The 17,536-nt window shown below is 74.5% G+C and carries 12 protein-coding genes; 3 read left to right on the top strand and 9 right to left on the bottom strand.

The window, feature by feature from the left end:
* Window positions 1-987: a phosphotransferase family protein gene (locus tag ACFVN3_RS12010; RefSeq protein ID WP_378233066.1), complete on the top strand. Its 987-nt coding sequence runs from the start codon at window positions 1-3 to the stop codon at window positions 985-987.
* A gap of 2 nt (window positions 988-989) precedes the next feature.
* Complete coding sequence (locus ACFVN3_RS12015) at window positions 990-2,345, top strand: MATE family efflux transporter (RefSeq protein ID WP_378233068.1); 1,356 nt, start codon at window positions 990-992, stop codon at window positions 2,343-2,345.
* A gap of 121 nt (window positions 2,346-2,466) precedes the next feature.
* Here ACFVN3_RS12015 and ACFVN3_RS12020 read toward each other — a convergent pair whose 3' ends face one another.
* The 9 genes from ACFVN3_RS12020 to ACFVN3_RS12060 form a co-directional block, all read right to left on the bottom strand.
* The gene (locus tag ACFVN3_RS12020) at window positions 2,467-4,149 is read right to left on the bottom strand and encodes a hypothetical protein (RefSeq protein WP_378233069.1); all 1,683 of its coding nucleotides are present in this window, start codon (window positions 4,147-4,149) and stop codon (window positions 2,467-2,469) included.
* A 92-nt stretch (window positions 4,150-4,241) separates the two neighbouring features.
* Window positions 4,242-5,402 (bottom strand): Gfo/Idh/MocA family protein, encoded by a 1,161-nt coding sequence (locus ACFVN3_RS12025; RefSeq protein WP_378233070.1) that lies wholly within the window; start codon window positions 5,400-5,402, stop codon window positions 4,242-4,244.
* Entirely contained in the window at window positions 5,399-6,139 is a 741-nt protein-coding gene (locus ACFVN3_RS12030) for a ThuA domain-containing protein (protein ID WP_378233071.1), read from the bottom strand. The genes ACFVN3_RS12025 and ACFVN3_RS12030 overlap by 4 nt, the downstream gene beginning before the upstream one ends.
* Before the next feature lie 56 nt (window positions 6,140-6,195).
* The gene (locus ACFVN3_RS12035; protein WP_378233072.1) at window positions 6,196-7,209 is read right to left on the bottom strand and encodes an aldose 1-epimerase family protein; all 1,014 of its coding nucleotides are present in this window, start codon (window positions 7,207-7,209) and stop codon (window positions 6,196-6,198) included.
* A 112-nt stretch (window positions 7,210-7,321) separates the two neighbouring features.
* On the bottom strand, window positions 7,322-11,563 hold the full coding sequence (locus ACFVN3_RS12040; RefSeq protein WP_378233073.1) for a discoidin domain-containing protein: 4,242 nt from the start codon (window positions 11,561-11,563) through the stop codon (window positions 7,322-7,324).
* Between the two features lie 55 nt (window positions 11,564-11,618).
* Window positions 11,619-12,620 carry an NAD-dependent epimerase/dehydratase family protein gene (locus ACFVN3_RS12045; protein ID WP_378233074.1) on the bottom strand — a complete coding sequence of 334 codons (1,002 nt, stop codon included), beginning with the start codon at window positions 12,618-12,620 and terminating at the stop codon, window positions 11,619-11,621.
* 62 nt (window positions 12,621-12,682) lie between these two features.
* Window positions 12,683-13,579, bottom strand: a complete 897-nt coding sequence (locus ACFVN3_RS12050; RefSeq protein WP_087470567.1) for a carbohydrate ABC transporter permease — start codon at window positions 13,577-13,579, stop codon at window positions 12,683-12,685.
* Window positions 13,579-14,559 (bottom strand): carbohydrate ABC transporter permease, encoded by a 981-nt coding sequence (locus tag ACFVN3_RS12055; protein WP_197088843.1) that lies wholly within the window; start codon window positions 14,557-14,559, stop codon window positions 13,579-13,581. Before ACFVN3_RS12055 ends, ACFVN3_RS12050 begins: the two co-directional genes overlap by 1 nt.
* Window positions 14,556-15,968, bottom strand: a complete 1,413-nt coding sequence (locus tag ACFVN3_RS12060; RefSeq protein WP_378233075.1) for an ABC transporter substrate-binding protein — start codon at window positions 15,966-15,968, stop codon at window positions 14,556-14,558. The genes ACFVN3_RS12055 and ACFVN3_RS12060 overlap by 4 nt, the downstream gene beginning before the upstream one ends.
* Window positions 15,969-16,139: 171 nt before the next feature.
* Here ACFVN3_RS12060 and ACFVN3_RS12065 point away from each other — a divergent pair, with 171 nt between their 5' ends.
* Window positions 16,140-17,489, top strand: coding sequence for an enolase C-terminal domain-like protein (locus ACFVN3_RS12065; RefSeq protein WP_378233076.1), 1,350 nt, complete (start codon window positions 16,140-16,142; stop codon window positions 17,487-17,489).
* The last annotated feature ends 47 nt before the right edge of the window (window positions 17,490-17,536 follow it).

Here is a 17,536-nt window from a genome sequence, read left to right on the forward strand (position 1 = left end):
ATGGAGAGCGTCACCAAGAACCGCCAGTCGACCGCGACGCTGCGGGCGATGATCGAGCGCGCGTACGGTCCCGAGCAGGTCCCCGACGGCGACGACTTCGCGACCGAGCTCACCTACGGGTACTTCAACGCGCTGTACCGGGTCCGCCTGTTCGACGGCACCCAGGTCGTGCTGAAGATCGCGCCGCCCGCGGGCGTTCCGGTCCTCACCCACGAGCACGCGCTGATGCGCAACGAGATCGCGGCGATGGACCTCGTCCGGCGCGAGACCCGCGTCCCGATCCCGCGCGTCGACCACGTCGACCTCACCCACGACCTGTGCGACGCGGACTGGTTCTTCATGGAGCACGTCGACGCCACGTGCTTCGGCATCGCGGACGCCGCCGGCGAGCTGGCGCCCGACGTCGTGGACGCCGCGTTCGAGCACCTCGGGTCGCTGAACCGCGACCTCAACGCGATCGTGGGCCCGCACTTCGGGCCGCTCGCCGGACCGGGCTTCGCGACCTGGCGCGAGGCCGCCACGTCCGCGTTCCGGGGCGTCCTGGACGACGGCGAGCGGGCCGGCGTCGATCTCGGGTGGGACGTGGGAGTCGTGCTCAAGACCTTCGAGGACCACGCGCACGTGCTCGACGACGTGACCGAGCCCCGCTTCGTCGAGGTCGACCTGTGGGCCAAGAACTCGATGCTGCGCGACGGCCGCATCGTCGCCGTCATCGACCACGAGCGGGCGATGTTCGGCGACCCCCTCATGGAGGCCGGCCTGACCGGGCTCGACCTGCCCTCCTTCCCGGACCCCACCCCGTTCCTGCGGGGCTTCGGGCTCGCGGGGCTCGACGCGTCGCAGCGCACCCGCCGCCGCCTGTACACGCTGTGGCTGGCCGTGATCATGCTCGTCGAGACGACCTACCGGCAGCAGACCCCGGAGCAGTACCGCTGGGCGTACGAGCAGCTCGACATCGCGATGGGTCTGCTCGGCGGCACCCCCTGATGGTGACCGCGCCGGCACGCACCGTGCCGACCGCCGACCTCCTCGGGACCCGCCCCGTGGGGAGGCTGCTGTGGCACACGTGCTCGCAGACCACGCTCTCCGTCGGCGTGTACGGCGTCTACGCGCTGACGAACGCCTGGTTCGTCGCGCGCGGCGTCGGGCCGACCGCGATGGCCGCCGTGAACCTCGTCGCGCCACTGCTCCTCGGCCTCGGCGCGGTCTCCACGACGGTCGGGGTCGGCGGCGCGTCGCTCGTCTCACGCAGCCTCGGCGCCGGCGACCCCCGCCGCGCGGCGCGCGCCGCCGGGAACGCGTTCGTCGCCTTCTGGGCGGCGGCCGTGCTCACGACCGTCCTCGGGCTCACCTTCCTCGACCCGCTGCTGGGCGTGCTGGGCGCGTCCGGCCCGACCCTGGGCTACGCGCGCGACTACGCCGTCGTCATCCTCGCGGGGGCGATCGTGTCCACGGGGTTCTCCAGCCTGGTGCGCGCCGAGGGGCGCCTGCTCTTCTCGACGCTGCTCTGGCTCGTGCCCGTCGCCGTCCAGATCACGCTCGACCCGCTGCTGATCTTCGGGCTCGGCCTCGGCGTCCAGGGCGCCGCGCTCGGCACCGTCGGCGGCCAGGCGGTCTCCGCGGCGATGAGCGTGTGGTTCTTCTTCCTCCAGCGGGACCGGCCCTACCGCATCGCCTGGTCCGACCTGAGGCCGCACGGCCCGACCATGGGCGCCGTCCTCGGCGTCGGCGCGCCGTCGTTCCTCGCGGGGTTCGGCACCACGCTGCTCGCCGTCCTCGTCAACCTCGCGCTGGCGCGCTCGGGCGGCGCGACCGTCCTCGCCGCCTTCGCCGTCTGCGCGCGCCTCCAGACGTTCGTGACCATGCCCCAGACCGGCATCAGCCAGGGCCTGCAGCCCGTCGTCGGGTACAACGCCGGCGCCCGCCTCGGGCACCGTGTCGCGCGGGCGCGCACCCTGGCGCTGCGCGCGACGACGCTCTACGGGCTCCTCGTCGCCGGGGTCGTCGCCGTCCTCGCCGAGCCCCTCGTCTCGCTCTTCGTCGACGCGCCGGACGTCGTCCGCACCGGGACCGACGCCCTGCGCGTCCTGGCGGTCGGCATGGCGGTCGCCGGGATCGCCCCCCTCGTCTCGGCCTACTTCCAGGCCCTCGGCCGGGCCCGCCCGTCGTACCTGGTCTCCGTCGGGACGCTCGTCGCGATCAAGGTCCCGCTCGTCCTGCTGCTCGGGCCGACCGGCCCCACGGGGACCTGGGCCGCGCTCGCCGCGGGCGAGGTCGTCGCCGCCGTCGTCGCGCTCGTGGTCCTCCGCGTCGTCGGGCGGCAGGACGGTCGCACGGTGCCGTAGACAGGCCTCGGGGGCGTCCCGTGGGTCGCCCCGACGGCGGGCACGGGGCGGGCGCCGTGGATCGGGCGCCGCGCCCCGTGCTCGTCGTGGTACCCGCGAGCTCGTCGTGGTACCCGCGAGGTCAGAGCCGGACGAGGTCGAACGTCTCCCACGGCCCGACGGCGGTCCGGTCCGCGACGAGCGGCTGCGCGCCCGCGCCCTCGGCGCACACGTAGCGGCCGTTGACCTCGGCGCGCAACGCGACCGCCCCGCCGCCGAGGTCCTCGAGCCGGAACCGTTCCCACGCCCCCACGGCGGCGCGGTTCGCGACGAGCGGCTGCGCGCCCGCGCCCTCGGCGCACACGTAGCGGCCGTCGACGTCGGCGCGCAGCGCCACGACCCCGCCGCCCAGCTCCTCGAGCCGGAACCGTTCCCACGAACCGACCGTCGGTCCGGCCGCGACGAGCGTGCCGCCGTCGGTCTGGCGGGCCTGGACGTACTGCCCGTTCGCGCGCGCCCGCAGGGTGACGAGCCCGGTCACGGGCCCTGGCCCGCCGCCGACGACGGGCGGCGTCGGGCGCAGGGCCGTCAGCGCGATCTCGCCGCGCAGCAGCCGTCCGCCGTCGTGGGTCAGGCGCAGGTAGTAGTCCGGGGAGCACGCCGTGCCGTCCTCGTCGAGGGCGCGCATGCCGGACCCGGCGGGCACGTCCGCCGCCGTCGCGGCCGTCTTCGCGATCTGGTTGCCCTCGTTGTACTCGTCGAACATCGAGACGTACGCGCTCGCGACGCCCGCCCGGGCGTGGTTGTAGAACTGGCGCCACATGAAGTCGCCGTGCGCGCGCTGGCCCTCCTGGAGGTCGCCGGGCAGGACGCACGGCTGGTAGTCGATGCCGAGGCGCGTGCACTCCGCGAGGTCGGGGACCGTGGCCCGGGCGGAGAAGTCGTCCGCGCCCGCGACGTTCCCGATCCGGCCGACGAGCCACGGCGAGATCATGTCGAACGACCGGTAGACGCCCCCGAACCCGGGGCGCGAGTCACCCGTCCCCTCGCGCCACCACGTGGGGACTCCGCCCATGACGTAGCACCCCTGCGCCTTGAACCAGTCGACGACCTCCTGGCACTCCTGCGGCGTGAACGGACGCTGGGCGTCGTCGAACCCGAAGCCCCAGATGCCCACCACGGGCTTGCCGTTCTGCCGCGCGTACGCGGGCGACGCGACGTGGGCCGACATCTTCGTCGTCCAGTCCTGCGTGATCTGGTTCCGCATCGCGTACCAGTCGCTCACGTCGTACATGACGTAGAACTTCACGCCCGCGCGCTCCGCGGCGGTGCGGGTGCGGCTCGCCATGACGTCCCGCGTCGGGCCCTCGCCGCCGAACGGGTTGAAGCGCTGGAGCGCGGCCGTGTGGATGCCGTTCTCGGCCATCCACCGCAGGTGCGTGTCGACCGTCTGCTGGTCGTACGAGGAGAAGAGGCGCGCGGGGCGGCCGTCACCGAGCGCGGGGAACGCGGTCTGGTACGTCGTCGTGTACTCGCGGACGTCGGGCCACGACTTGATCACGGTGTTGGCGGTCGACGGCGCCTGGTCGGCCTGGCGGGCCCAGTGCCACCACGCGTCGATGGGGGCGCCGTCGCCCCGGCACGCGAACCAGCCCTGGTAGCCGGCGGTGATCTTGCCGACGACGTCGCCGGGCGGGCTCACCGCCACGGCGGCGCCCGGGAGGGCCGCTGCGGCCGGGCCGGCGGCGGAGGCGGAGGTGCCGACGGCGGCGGCCGCCGCGGCGGCGGCCGTCAGGCCGAGGAAGGAACGTCGGGTGAAGCTCATGTGCTCAAGTCCGTTTCTCTGGGGGTGCCGGCGCGACGCCGTCGTCACGGTCCCGGCACGGTCGGTCACGTCTCGTGCAGGAGCGTCCTGTGCTACCCCCTCTCGTCGGGGACGGTCGTGGGCGGGACGGCACGCGGGCGGTCGGCGGCAGTGCCGACCTCCACCCGCGCACCCGTGCCCGCGGCGTCGAGCAGCGACTCCATGACGTCGAGCACGTGCAGGGCGAGCCGACCGCTCGCGCGCGGCTCGACGCCGACGGGGGTGGCGACGAGGTCCGCGAGGCCGCACCCGCGCCCGGCGCCGCGGAACCCCGCGCTCACGGGGAGCTCGCGCCAGGCATCGGCAGCGCCCTCGGTGACGCCCCGGAGCCGGACGACGCCGTCGAACCCGTTCGGGTCGGGTACCTGGAGCGAGGCCAGCGTGCCGTGGACCTCGATCGGGGGCGCCTGGCTCGCGGGGGCGTCGAAGCTCATGACGAGCGTCGAGAGCGCGCCGGACGCGTGCGTGAGGACACCCGTGACGTGCGTGTCCACCTCGACCGGGATCTCCTCGCCCGCGCGCGGACCCGAGCCGATCGTGCGCGTGGCGCGCGCCCGGCTCGACGCGCCGACCACGGAGGCCACCGGGCCGAGCAGGTGCACGAGCGCCGTGACGTAGTACGGGCCCATGTCGAGCAGCGGCCCGCCGCCCGGGAGGTAGTAGAAGTCGGGGTGCGGGTGCCAGCGCTCGTGGCCCGCGGTGACCATCGTCGCCGTCGCCGCGACGGGCGTGCCGAGCAGGCCGTCGTCGACCGCGCGTCGTGCGGTCTGGATCCCCGTGCCCAGCACGGTGTCCGGCGCGCACCCGACGCGCACGCCCACGGCGTCGGCCGCAGCGAGGACCCGGGCCGCGGCGGCCCGGTCCGCGGCGAGCGGCTTCTCGCCGTACACGTCCTTTCCGGCCGCGACCGCCGCGAGCGCCACCTCCTCGTGCGCGGCGGGCGTGGTGAGGTTGAGGACGACGTCGACCTCGGGGTCGCGCACGAGCGCGTCGACGGTGAGGGCACGCACGCCGCGCTCGGCCGCGACGGCCGCCGCGCGCCCGGGGTCGAGGTCGGCGACGGCGACGAGCCGCAGACCGTCGAGCCGGGGCAGCGTCTCCAGGTACTGGCCGCTGATCGCGCCGCAGCCGACGATCCCGACGCCCGCCGGGCGGCGCCGGTCGAGGTCCGCGGTCGGGCCGGTGGCCGAGCCGGCGTTCGACCCGGCGCTCACAGCGCGTGCTCCTGCCGGCTCGCCCAGAGCATCCCGCGCTCGACCATCGTGCGGACGGTCGGGTGCTCGAGGTCCTCGGGCCGGTGCCCGACGGTGCACACGAACACCCGGCCCGCGCCCCACCGGCGGGTCCAGACGGCGGGCGAGGTCGACGGGTCGTGCCAGGGGTCCTCGGGCCGGGCCTCGACGGTCGTCGTCGCGAGGACGTCGTCGTAGTCGTCGGTGAGGACCCAGTACTGCTCGGTGGTGATCTCGAAGTCGTCGAGCCCCGCGACGACGGGGTGGTGGGACTGCTCCGGGACGACGCGCACGCTGTGCGTGACGAAGCTGTCCGTCTCGTCGCCGCGCAGCGGCCCGAGCGGCGTGCCCGGCCCGGCGGTGCGGCGCGGGTGGTGGGCGAACTGCCCGCCGACGAGGTGCGCGTACTCGCTGCTCGCGCGGTAGGAGTCGACGATCCCTCCGTGCCAGCCGGCGAGCCCCGTGCCCGCCTCCACGGCGGCGACGAGCCCGGCGACCTGCTCCCCGGTGATCTCGCTCATGGTCACGCTCTGCACGACGAGGTCGACCTGCGCCATGGTCCGCGGGTCGGCGTACACGGCGGGCGACGGCTCGACGCGCACGACGTACCCCTGCGCGCTGAGGAAGGGGACGAACAGGTCGGTCGTCTCCTCGGGCCGGTGCCCGGACCAGCCGCCGCGGACGACGAGGGCGGTGGGCGGGGACGTGCGGTCGGTCATGCGACGGCCTCCTGGGCGGTCTCGCGCGGGGCGCGGGCTGGGTGGGTGGGCGGCGGTCAGACGCGCTCGACGTCGAACCGCACGGCGTAGGAGACGGACTCGCCCGGCGCGAGGACGGGCAGGACGCCCGCCTCGCGCGCGGCGACGCGCCCGCCGATCGCGGGCGCGTTCATGGGCTCGAGCCCGAGGACGTTCTGCCCGGGGGCGAACATCTTCCACTGGTAGAGCACGGGCAGCGTCGCGGTCGGGAACGAGACGGTCAGGCGCAGCCCCAGGTCGCGGTTCGTCACGACCGCGCGCCCGGTCCCGGGCGCGAGGTCGTGCCGGTGGACCCGCTGGCGGTAGCCGTCGGCGGGCGCGGTGATCTCGCGCCACGGGTCGCCCACGGCGTCCGGCCCGTCCGGCTCGACGTGCTGCGACGAGACGTCGAGCTCCGCGGCCTCGGCGACGAGCGGCCACCCGAGGTTCGCGTGGTAGAGCACGAGGTGCGGCTCGGGGCGCCAGCCCTCGTTGGTCACGGTGTCCTCGACCGTGACGGACGTCGTCCCGAGGCCCGCGCGGACCCGGCGCCGCAGCACGAGGTGCTCCTCGTGGAGCGACGCCTGGCGGACGACGCCCTCGACCACGACCTCGTCGCCCACGATTGCCGTGCGCTCCACGCTCGCCGGGATCGACGTGAGGCGACCGTGCTGCGGGAACCGGCGCCCGGCGTCCACGGTCGGCGACCCGACGTGGTCGAGGCCGCACGTGACGAGCAGCCCGCCGCCGAACGTCGTGCCGAAGTCGTCGCCCTGGTAGAGCCCGGGCGCGGCGAGCCCCGCGGGAGCCATCCACGCGAGCGGGACGCCGTGCACCGTGGCCTGGCCGAGGTCGAGCGCGCGGTCGGGCAGCACGTCGAGCTCCAGCCCACCGCCCGTCACGACGCGCAGCCGCCGCGCGCCCCGGGCCGGGCCGTCGGCGTCGACGAGCTGGTCGACGCGCGCGACCTGACCGAGCCACCCGACCCGGCGCCGGAGCTCGGCGGGGTCCGCCCCGTGGATCGTCCCGGGTGCGTCGCCGGCTGCCGTCATGTCGTGCGTCCTCTCCTGCGGGCCCCCTGCGGGCCCGTCCGTGTGGCGGCGGGGTCCGGGTCGCCCCGGACCCCGCCGTCGTGCCGGTCGCGCGGGTGCGCGGCCGGGTGCGTCAGCCGCAGCGCACGGCGTCGTACGGCGCCGTGAGGACGACGTCGCCGCCGCCCGCGGTGACGGTGACCTGCGCGGTGCCCGCCTCGGCCGACGTCGCCCGCGTCGCGAACGACTGGTAGGCGCTCTTCCCCGGTGCGACGTCGTCGACCGTGCGCGCGCCGAACGGCGTCGCCAGGCGCACCGTCACGGGGTCCTCGCCCCCGTTGGTGGCCCGGACCGCGACGTACGCGCGGCCCGCGAGGCACCGCCCGGTCGCCTCGACCTCGACGCCGGTCGTCGGGGCGACGACGAACGCGGCCGTGAGCGACGCGTCGCCCGCGAGCGCGAACGCGTACCGCGCGTCGCGGGAGACCACGGTGCCGGAGGCGTCGCGCCAGCCGGCGAACGCCGACCCGTCGGCGGGCTCGGCGACCGCGGCCACCGCGCTCCCGGTCTCGTACCGGCCCGGCTCCGCCTCGTTGCCCTCGACGCGCACGGTCCCCGCGGCGCCCTCGGCGGGGTCCGCCGCGACCGCGAGCGCCGACGTCGCCATGTGGATGGCGAGCGGGTTGACGATCGTCACCGGTCCGCGGCTCGTCGTGCCGTTGAACCGCATGAGGTTGACCACCGTCACGGCGCTCGACGCGTCCGCGTCGACCGTGTGCCCGCCCGGCCCGAGGTTGTCGGTCCCGAGGTTGAAGGCCCGCACGGTGGCGCCGTCGCTCGCGACGATGCCGTCGTGCGTGCCGTAGGCGAACGTGTTGAGCACCGTGAGGTCCTGCGACCCGGTCGCCCGCACGAGGACCTCGCGCTCGCGCGCGACCGGGTCGATGACCTGGCCGAACAGGTCGGCCCCCTCGACCCAGCCCGGCAGCCCGTACGCGAGGCGCGTGATGACGTTGCCGTTCGACAGCACGTTCTCGACCGTCCCACCGTCGTTCCCGCCGACGTGCACGCCCTCGGAGAGGAAGAGCCCGACGACGCGGCGCACGAGGAAGCCGTCCGCGGCCGCGGTGAGGTCGACCGCGTTCCACGCGTTCGTCAGGCCGACGTTCACGACGTACGCCCCGGGGGCGTCGCCGCGCACGGCGAACGGGTACGACCGGATGCCCTCCGGCCACGCCGGGTTGTTCTCCGGGTGGAAGACCCGCAGCCCGCGCAGGCCCGCGTCCTCGCCCGCGAGGGTGACGAACGCCGTCTCGCCGACCGACGGGTCGGGCTCGCCCGGTGCCGCCGGCGCCACGCCGCCCTCGTACGCGAGGAGCACCGTGCCGCCGCTCAGCTCGAGCGAGTCGCGGTTCGCCACGCCCGCCGAGCCGCGCAGCTCCACGCCCGCGGGAACCGTGAGGTGGCCGCGCACGGTGTACCAGCCCGCGGGCAGGTACACGACGCCGCCACCCGCGGCCGCGGTGTCGTCGAGCGCCGCCTGGATCGCGGCGGTCACGTCGACGTCGGAGAACTGACCGGGCGTGCGGGGCACGTCGTACGGCGCCTTCGTCACGTCGACGAGCCGCTCGGCAGGGCGCGGCGCGAGGACCGGCTCCGGCCTCGCGGGCACGCCGCCGTCCGGTCCGTCGAGGACGTGGACGGTCCCCTCCAGGGCACCCGTCACGTCCGTGCCCGTGAGCTTGACGTAGCCGCCCGACGTGTTGCGGACCGCGGCCTCGGAGCCCTCCAGGATCCCGCCCGCGAAGGCGGTGCCCCAGCGGTCGTCCGAGACCTCGACCTGGACGGCGACGTCCGTGCGGCGCACGTCGGTGTCGAGGAACGAGCCGGTGAAGCTCGCCCGCTGACCCTTGACGATGCGGATGCCGACCGCGTAGTCCGCGACCGAGATCCCGGAGAACTCGTCCCACTCGAGGTCGCCGAGCACCAGGCCCGTGCCGTGCTCGCGCGTCCACGCGTCGAGGACGGCGCGCTCCGGGGCGTCGTACGCGGCGCCCGCGCCGGCCCACACGCCGTTGTCGAACGTCACGTCCTGCCACGTGCCCACGTCGGCGCCGTTGTAGGCGACGACGCCCTCGAGGAGCGCGGTCCCGACGACGTCGCGCACGTTCGCGATCTCGTGCACCTGGGAACCCGGGCCGCCCTCGCCGCGGTCGTGCGCCATCGTGGAGATCCCGATGCCGCGGTACGAGTTGAGCATCGTCACGTGCTCGACGCTGCTCATCATGTAGTTCTGCTCGCCCTGCCACGCGCGCCCCGGGAGCTCGACCGTGAAGCCGTAGGGCACCGGGTCCGCGGAGTCCTGGCCGGGGTAGTACGTCGTCACGCCGACGACGCCCGCGTTCCCGCCCACGCGGAACAGGCTCGGGCCGTCGTCGCCCGACGACAGGTCCGCGACGACCACCGTCCCGTCGAGCGGGTCGGCGTCCGGCGAGATCGCGCGGTCGGGGTGGTCGCCGCGCAGCGTGCAGTGCGGGAGCACCTCGAGCGTGCCCGTCACGCGGTACGTGCCCGCGGGCAGCCACACCGTGCCGCCCGTCGCGTCCTGGCACGCGTACAGCGCGGCCTGGATCGCGGCGGTGGAGTCGGCCTCGCCCGTGGGGTCGGCGCCGAAGTCCGTGACCACCTGGTCCGCGACCACGACGTCCTCCGTCGGGAACACGGTCTCGACGAGGCGGGGGTCGACCGGGACGGCCGGGGCCCGGCGCACCTCGAGGTCGGTCAGCGCGAACGTCGCGCGCTGCGTCGCCCGCTCGTCGAGCGCGAGGCGCACGTAGCGCGCGTCGACGGGCTCGAACCGAGTGCGGACGCCCGTCGCGTCGATCGCACCGGCGCTCGCGACCTCGTCGTAGGTCGTGCCGTCCGTCGACACCTGCACGCGGTAGACGTGCGCGTAGTCCGGGGTCCAGCGCACCAGCACCTCGTCGATCTCGGTGACGGCGCCGAGGTCGACCTGGACCCACTCGGCGTCGCCGTCGCGCGCGGAGGCCCACGCGGTGCCGCGGTCGCCGTCCGTCGCCGCCGCGGCGGGGCCGCCCGAGCTGACGGTCACGGTCTTGCCGCGCGCGAGGTCGGTCGTGACCTGCGACCCGAGGAAGCCCTCGAGCGCGTCCTCGAGCGCCGTCGTCGCGGCGTCCACCGCGTCGCCGTTCGCGCCCGGGTCCTGCGCGACGGCGTCCGCCGCGTCGATCGCGGTGCGCAGGTCGGCGCGCGATCCCGCCGGGTACTGGCCGTCGCGCTCGCCCTCGCGGGCGGCGGCGTACGTGACGTCCGCACGCTCGACGAGGCGCCGCAGCGCGATCGCCGGGTCGACCTCGCGCGGGACGACCGTCACCGCGAGGGAGTCGATCCGCACGTCCTGCGGTGATCCCTCGACCGAGAGCCGGAAGTCGGAGCCGTTGGAGCGGTTGGTGAGGATCGCGTCGTCGAGCAGCCACGAGCGCGAGACCCACGAGCCGTCCGTGCCGAGCGCGAGGCGCGGGGACGGCTTGAACATGTGCGGGATCGTGTCGCCCGGCGCGTCGTACTGGAGGAACATGTCGCCGCCGCCCTGCTGCACGGTCGCGTCGACGAGCACGCGGTCGCGCGTGTCGAGCGCGTACGCATCCGACACGTTGGCGTAGACGAAATTCGTGCCCTGGGCCCGGCCGGTCTGCCAGTACCCGCGGCCGTCGGCCGTGCCCGTGACGAGGCCCGCCGTGGCGTCGCCCGCGCGCACGGAGATCCCGCGCTCGGCGACGGTCGGGCCGAGGTCCACGCTCGTGCCCTGCGCGACGACGCGCACGGACGCGACGGAGAGCTCGCCCTCAGCAGCGGCGAGAGACACCTCGGGGTCCCCGCCCGCCTGCGTGCCCGGTCCCAGCGCCCCGCCGGGGAGCGCGACGACGGTCGACGTCCAGCCGTCGCCGTCGGCGTCCGCCTCCGGTGCGCCCGCGCCGAGGACCGAGCCGTCGGCCGCGGTCGCGACCACCTGCTCGCCCGCGCGGTGGTCCACCACGAGGTACCCGGGCACGTCGGCGAGGCGCTCGACGTACGCGTCCGCGACGTCGAGCGCGATCCGCTCGGCGCCCGCCGCGGCGTCGGTGCGCCAGAAGGCGCGACCGCCCTCCTCGCCCGTGTCCTGCGCCCCGGCCGTCGGCGCGGTCGCGACGGCGATCCCGTGCGTGCCCGGGGTGGCCGACAGGTCGGCGCCCACCCCGACCGGGTAGCGGTCGACGTCGACCACCGGGCTCGCGACGGCCGGGGCCACGAGCCCCGTCACCGCCATGACGAGGGCCGCGCCGGTGGCGACGACCCGTCCTGCTCCAGCATGCATGCTCATCCTCAACACCCTTGTTCTCGGACTGACTGACGCGTGCGTGCTCAGGGGGTCAGGCGCTCACCCCCTCGGCCGGCGCCTCGGTCGCGGGGTCGAGCGCGTCGCCCGTGCGCCAGTCGTGGCGCGGGACGAACCCGAACAGCTCGCGCACCGCGGTCGTGTCGATGACGGACGCGAACCCGTCGAGGGGCCGCGTCACGCGGGAGCCCGGGTGGTAGCGCTCGAGGAGCTCGGCCGTCGGGACGTCGCTCGTCGTGTCGGGCGCGGCGACGTTGACCACGTGGTGGCCCGTGACGCCCGACTCGAGGATCGCGCGCACCACGTCCACCGCGTCGCGCGTGTCGAGCCACGTCCACAGCTCCTGCCGGATCGCGCCCGGGTCGCGATGGGCGAGGTCGACCCACTCGCGCAGCCGGTCGCCCGACCCGACGAACGGCATCCGCAGCATCGTCGTCGGCAGGCCGTAGCGCCGCGTGACGTACTCCCCCACCTGCTCGGACAGCAGCTTCGACAACGCGTACGCGTCCACCGCGACCGACTCCTGCGCCTCGTCGACCGGGACGTACGCGGGCGAGAGGTGCCGGCCCGCCCACGGGTAGCCGTAGGCGGAGAACGACGACGCCGCGACGGCGACCCGCACGCCTGCCCGGCCCGCGCCGTCGAGCACGCAGAACGCGCCCTGCACGTTCTGGGCGACCGTCTCGTCGTCGGGCACCTGGCCCGGCGACGCGATCGCCGCGAGGTGCACGACACCGTCGACGGCGGGCGCGTCCGGACCCTGCCCCGCACGGAGCGCTGAGTCGACGAAGGCCGCGTCGCGCGTGTCGCCGACGAGGCTCACGGCGGCGGCGGGCGCGTCGAACGGCGCACGGTCGGTGGCGACGACGCGGTACCCCGCGGCGGCGAGGCGTGGGACGGCGACCCTCCCGATGACCCCGGCGGCCCCCGTGACGAGGACGGTGGCGCCGGGCAGGAGAGCGGGCCCGGTGGGGGCGCCGGCGGGCCGGTCGAGGGGCCCGTCGGCGGGCACGGTGGCAGGCGTGGAGGCGGTCATGGCGTGGTTCCGATCTGTGCGGTGGTGCGTGCTGCGCGGTCGGGGCCGAGAGGCCCCCGGGGTCACCCCTTCACGGCACCCACCAGGCCGTTGACGAAGTACCGCTGCGTCGCGAGGAAGAGGATGATCACCGGGATCACGACGATCAGCGCGCCCGCCATGAGCTGGTTGTACTGGACGACGTTCGAGGACTGGAGCTGCTGCAGCGCGATGGGGAGCGTGAAGGTCGACGGGTCGTTGAGCGACACCCGCGACAGCAGGTACTCGTTCCACGTCGGGATCGCGGTGAGCAGCGCGATCGTGATGATCGCGGGCCGCGCGAGCGGCACGTAGACGCGCGCGAAGATGCGCAGCTCGCCCGCGCCGTCGACCCGCGCGGCGTCCCGCAGCTCCCCGGGCACGGACTGGAACGCATTGGTGAGCAGCAGGATCGACAGCGGCGCGGTGCCGTTGACGAACGGCAGGATCAGGCCCAGGTGCGTGCCGAGGATCCCGAGCTGGTTCTCGAGCAGCACGATCGGCAGGAGCGTCACGACGCCCGGCACGAACAGCAGCACGAGGAACAGGCGGAAGAACGCCTGCCGCCCCGGGAAGCGCAGCACGGCGAACGCGTACGACGCGGCCGAGTACACGACGACGACGCCGAGCGTCGTCAGGCCCGTCACCTTGACGCTGTTGAGGAAGTAGTCGAAGAAGTGCAGCCGGCTCCACGTGTCGACCAGGGTCGACAGCGTCGGCTCGGCGGGGATGAGGTTGCCCCCGCCCATGACGATCTCCTGCTGCGTCTTGAACGCGGCCGAGACCATCCACAGGAACGGGTACAGGCTCACGACGGCGTACCCGACGAGGAGGACGCCCACCACGACGCGGGCGACGACCACCTTGGCGGGCGTGCCGCGACGACGCGGGGTGAGTGCGGGCACGTCGGGAAGCTGCGTGCGGTCGGCGACGGTGGTCATCACTTCTCCCTCGTGACGCGCTGGTTGACGATCGCGACGGCGAGCGCGGCGAAGAACAGGAGCCAGCCGAGCGCGCTCGCGAGACCGAGGGTCGGGGCGAGCTGCTGCTGGAACGCGAGGTCGTACGTCTCCAGGCCGAGCACGTTCGTGCGACCGGCCGGGCCGCCGTTCGTCATGATGAGGAAGATCTGGAAGCCCTGGAGCGCGTCGCGCACGTTGAGCAGCATGATGACGGCGGTCGTGCCCTTGAGGAGCGGCAGCACGACGGAGAAGTTGGTGCGCCACCACCCCGCGCCGTCGAGCTGGGCCGCCTCGAGGACGGACGAGTCGATCGACTGGAGACCCGTCAGGTAGAGGAGCATCGCGACGGGGACGCCGGACCACACCATGATCACGATGAGCGTCGGCAGGGCGGTGGACGGGTTGCCGAGCCAGCCCTGCGGCTGCGCGAGGCTGCCGAGGCCGAGCGCGCGCAGCAGGAGGTTGATCGCGCCGTTGGGCTCGAGCACGTACTGCCAGGCCATGTAGACCGCGATGCCCGCCGTGACGTACGGGACGAAGTACACGGACCGCAGGACGCCGGCGAACCGGCGCGCCTGGTTGAGCACGATCGCGAGCGGGAACGCGACCGCGAGGATGAGGATCGGCACCGCGATCATCACGACGAGCGTGTTGAGCGCGGCGCGGTGCACGACCGGGGCGTAGATCGGGCTCGCCCACAGCAGGTCGGCGTAGTTCTTCAGCCCGACCCACTCCCACGTGGGCGTGAGGCCGTTCCAGCGCACGAACGAGAGCTGGGCGCCGAAGAAGAGCGTGTACACGCCCATGACGAGGAACAGCAGGAGCGCGGGAGCGATGAACACGTAGCCCCACGCCACCTCCTTGCCGCGGTAGCGCATCTTCTGCCGGCCGCGGCGCCGGCCGCCGCCGACGCTCCCGTGGGCGGGAGCGTCGGCGGCGATCGTCGCGGGGGTGGTCACTTCGACTGCGACCAGAACGTGTCGATGAGCGTGGCCACGGTCGTCGAGACGGCCGCGACGTCCTGCGTCGCGAGCGGCGTCAGCTCCATGACGGCGTCGCCGACCTGGGCCGCGTCGTACGCCGCCGGACGGTACGACGTGTCACCCGGGTTGTAGGCGTTCTCGCCCTCGCCGAACGCGCCGATCATCGCGCCCAGGACCGGGCCGACCGTCGAGGACGGGTCGTCGCCGAGGTCCACCGGCGGGACGTCGAGCGCGTCCTGGGCGAACGTGGCCGCCACGTCCTGCTCGGACAGGTACTTGATCCACTGGAGCGCGCCGTCCTTGTTGCCCGTGGTCGCGGAGACCGACAGGCCGGTGAGGCCGAACGGGGCGAGCTGGAGGTCGTCGATCGCGCCGCCCTCGGGGGCCGGGACCGGGAAGGTCACGATGTTCTCGGCGTCCATGCCGTTCTGGGCGAGGAAGGCGAGGGTGAACGTGCCGCCGATGTCGAACGTCGACTTGCCCTGCGCGAACGCGATATCCGCGTCGTCGATCGTCAGCGACTGCGTGCCCGGCATCCAGTAGGGCTGGATCTGGTTGTACGTCTCCAGCACCTTGACGCCGTGGGGCGACGCGAAGTTCTTGGCCGGGTCCTGGCCGAACAGGGCGCCGAAGTCGTCCTTGCCGAGCTGGCCGTAGGCCATCGGCTGCATGAGCCACTCGAGGCCCGTCGTGGACGACTGGAAGCCGATGCTCACGCCGCCGTCGTCGGGGTTCGTCTTCTTGACGGCGTCGAGCGCCGCGACGAACTCCTCCCACGTCTTCGGGGCCTCGGTGACCCCCGCCGCCTCGAGGCGCTCCTTGTTGGCGTAGACGATGCCGAACGTGCCGATCGTGAAGGGCACGGAGAACCGCTGGCCCTCCTCGATCCCCGCGGTCTTGGAGCCCTCGGCGAGCGACTGCTCGTAGTACGCCGGGGTGACGGTGCCGTCCTCCGCGACGGCGGGCAGGAAGCGCGAGCTCCAGTCGTCGTCGACGTCGTCGGACAGGTCCTCGAGCAGCCCGGCGCCCCCGAACGTGAAGTCGTCGCCGTGCGTGTGGACCTCCATGACGTCGGGCAGGTCGCCCGTCTGCGCGGCCGCCTGGACCTTGGTGATGAACGCGTCGTCGGGGGTGTACGCCTGCACGTCGACCGAGATCCCGGTCTCCTCCTCGAACGTCTTCGCGGCGTTCTGCAGGGGCTCGACGTGGGACTGCTTGAAGGTCCACATGGTCAGGCTGTCGGGGTCGCCCTCGCCGGAGCCGCCGCCGTTGCCGCCGCCACCGGCCGGCCCGCTGCACGCGGCGAGCGCGCCGGCGAGCAGGGCGGAGGTGGCGATGGTCGCGGTGATGCGGGCAGGGAACGGACGACGTCGGTGTCGGTTCACGGGAAGCCTCTCGGTCCACGGGCGACGCCGGGGCAGCGTCGCGGTTCCGGAAACATAAATCAATTCGATGTACAGTGTCAACGACGGCGATCGGACGCCCCTCGTCCGGCCCCCGTCCACCTGTCGCGCGGACCGTCCCGCGCACCCCGAACCCGCGGAACGAGGTCACCGATGACAGCAGCGCAGCAGCCCGGCACGGACGGCAGCGGGGCCGGGCTCCCCGAGCCCGTCCGCGAGGTCGTCCGGGACGTCCTCGCCCCCGCGCCGTGGACGCCCGAGCGCTCGGGCACCGGGGACGAGGGCCTGCGGATCACCGCGGTGCGCACGTTCCTCACAGGCCCGCAGGGCTGCCCGTACGTCGTGGTGCGGGTCGAGACCAACCAGCCCGGCCTCTACGGGCTCGGCGACGGCAGCGACCCGCAGCGTCCGCTCGCGACGCGCACCGTGATCGACGAGTACCTCGGCCCGATGCTCGTCGGACGCGACCCCTCCGACATCGAGGACCTCCACCGCCTGCTGCTCAACAGCGGCTACTGGCGCGGCGGCTCGATCGAGCACAACGCGCTCGCGGCCGTCGACGTCGCGCTCTGGGACCTCAAGGGCAGGGTCGCCGGCCTCCCCGTCCACCAGCTCCTCGGCGGGAAGGCCCGCGCCTACGCCGACGCGTACACGCACGTCGACGGCGCCGACGCCGCCGAGGTCGCCGAGAAGGTCCTCGCCGCCGTCGAGCGCGGCTACCGGCACGTGCGCGTCCAGGTCGCCGTCCCCGGCCGCGACACCTACGGCACGGCACCGCGCGACGAGGCCGAGGCCGCGCGCCGTCGGGCCCGCACCGACCGCTGGGACACGCTCGCCTACCTGCGCCACGTGCCCGGCATCCTCGCCGACGTGCGCGACCGTGTCGGGCCCGACGTCGAGCTGCTCCACGACGCCCACGAGCGCATGACCCCCGCCGAGGCCCGGCAGTTCGTGCGCGCCGTCGAGGACGCCCACCTGTTCTTCCTCGAGGACGCGCTCGCGCCCGAGGACGCGGCCCACTTCCCCGAGCTGCGCGCCGCCGGCACCACCCCGCTCGCGGTCGGCGAGCTCTACCACGACCCCCGCGCCTACCTCCCGCTGGTCGCGGGCCGGTCGATCGACTTCGCGCGCATCCGCATCCCCACGCTCGGCGGGCTCACGCCCACGCGCAAGCTCGTCGCCGTGTGCGAGATGTTCGGGGTGCGCACCGCGCCGCACGGGCCGGGCGACGTCACGCCCGTCGGGATGGCGGCCAACATGGCGCTCAACATCTCCTCCCCCGCGTTCGGCGTCCAGGAGGCCGCGACCTTCCGCGACGCGACGCTCGAGGTCTTCCCCGGCGCCCCCGTCCCGACCGACGGCCACCTGCTCGCGCCCGAGGCCCCCGGCCTCGGCGTCGACTTCGACGAGGCCGCGGCCCGCCGCTACCCCGTCGGCGCCCCGCTGGAGCACGACCGCTGGGCGCTCCTGCGCGCCACCGACGGCAGCGCCCACCGCGCCTGACCCTCCGGTCGCGGCGGGTGCCGGTCCGCCGAGGCCGGACCCGGGTC

The sequence above is a fragment of the Cellulosimicrobium sp. NPDC057862 genome (genome assembly GCF_042797035.1).
In the GTDB taxonomy this organism is placed as follows: Bacteria; Actinomycetota; Actinomycetes; order Actinomycetales; family Cellulomonadaceae; genus Cellulosimicrobium.

Bases quoted from the DNA above. Each gene is read 5' to 3' on its own strand.
- ACFVN3_RS12010 (WP_378233066.1), top strand. From the start codon at position 1: ATGGAGAGCGTCACCAAGAACCGCCAGTCGACCGCGACGCTGCGGGCG.
- ACFVN3_RS12020 (WP_378233069.1), bottom strand. From the start codon at position 4,149: ATGAGCTTCACCCGACGTTCCTTCCTCGGCCTGACGGCCGCCGCCGCG.
- ACFVN3_RS12030 (WP_378233071.1), bottom strand. From the start codon at position 6,139: ATGACCGACCGCACGTCCCCGCCCACCGCCCTCGTCGTCCGCGGCGGC.
- ACFVN3_RS12035 (WP_378233072.1), bottom strand. From the start codon at position 7,209: ATGACGGCAGCCGGCGACGCACCCGGGACGATCCACGGGGCGGACCCC.
- ACFVN3_RS12040 (WP_378233073.1), bottom strand. From the start codon at position 11,563: ATGCATGCTGGAGCAGGACGGGTCGTCGCCACCGGCGCGGCCCTCGTC.
- ACFVN3_RS12045 (WP_378233074.1), bottom strand. From the start codon at position 12,620: ATGACCGCCTCCACGCCTGCCACCGTGCCCGCCGACGGGCCCCTCGAC.
- ACFVN3_RS12050 (WP_087470567.1), bottom strand. From the start codon at position 13,579: ATGACCACCGTCGCCGACCGCACGCAGCTTCCCGACGTGCCCGCACTC.
- ACFVN3_RS12065 (WP_378233076.1), top strand. From the start codon at position 16,140: ATGACAGCAGCGCAGCAGCCCGGCACGGACGGCAGCGGGGCCGGGCTC.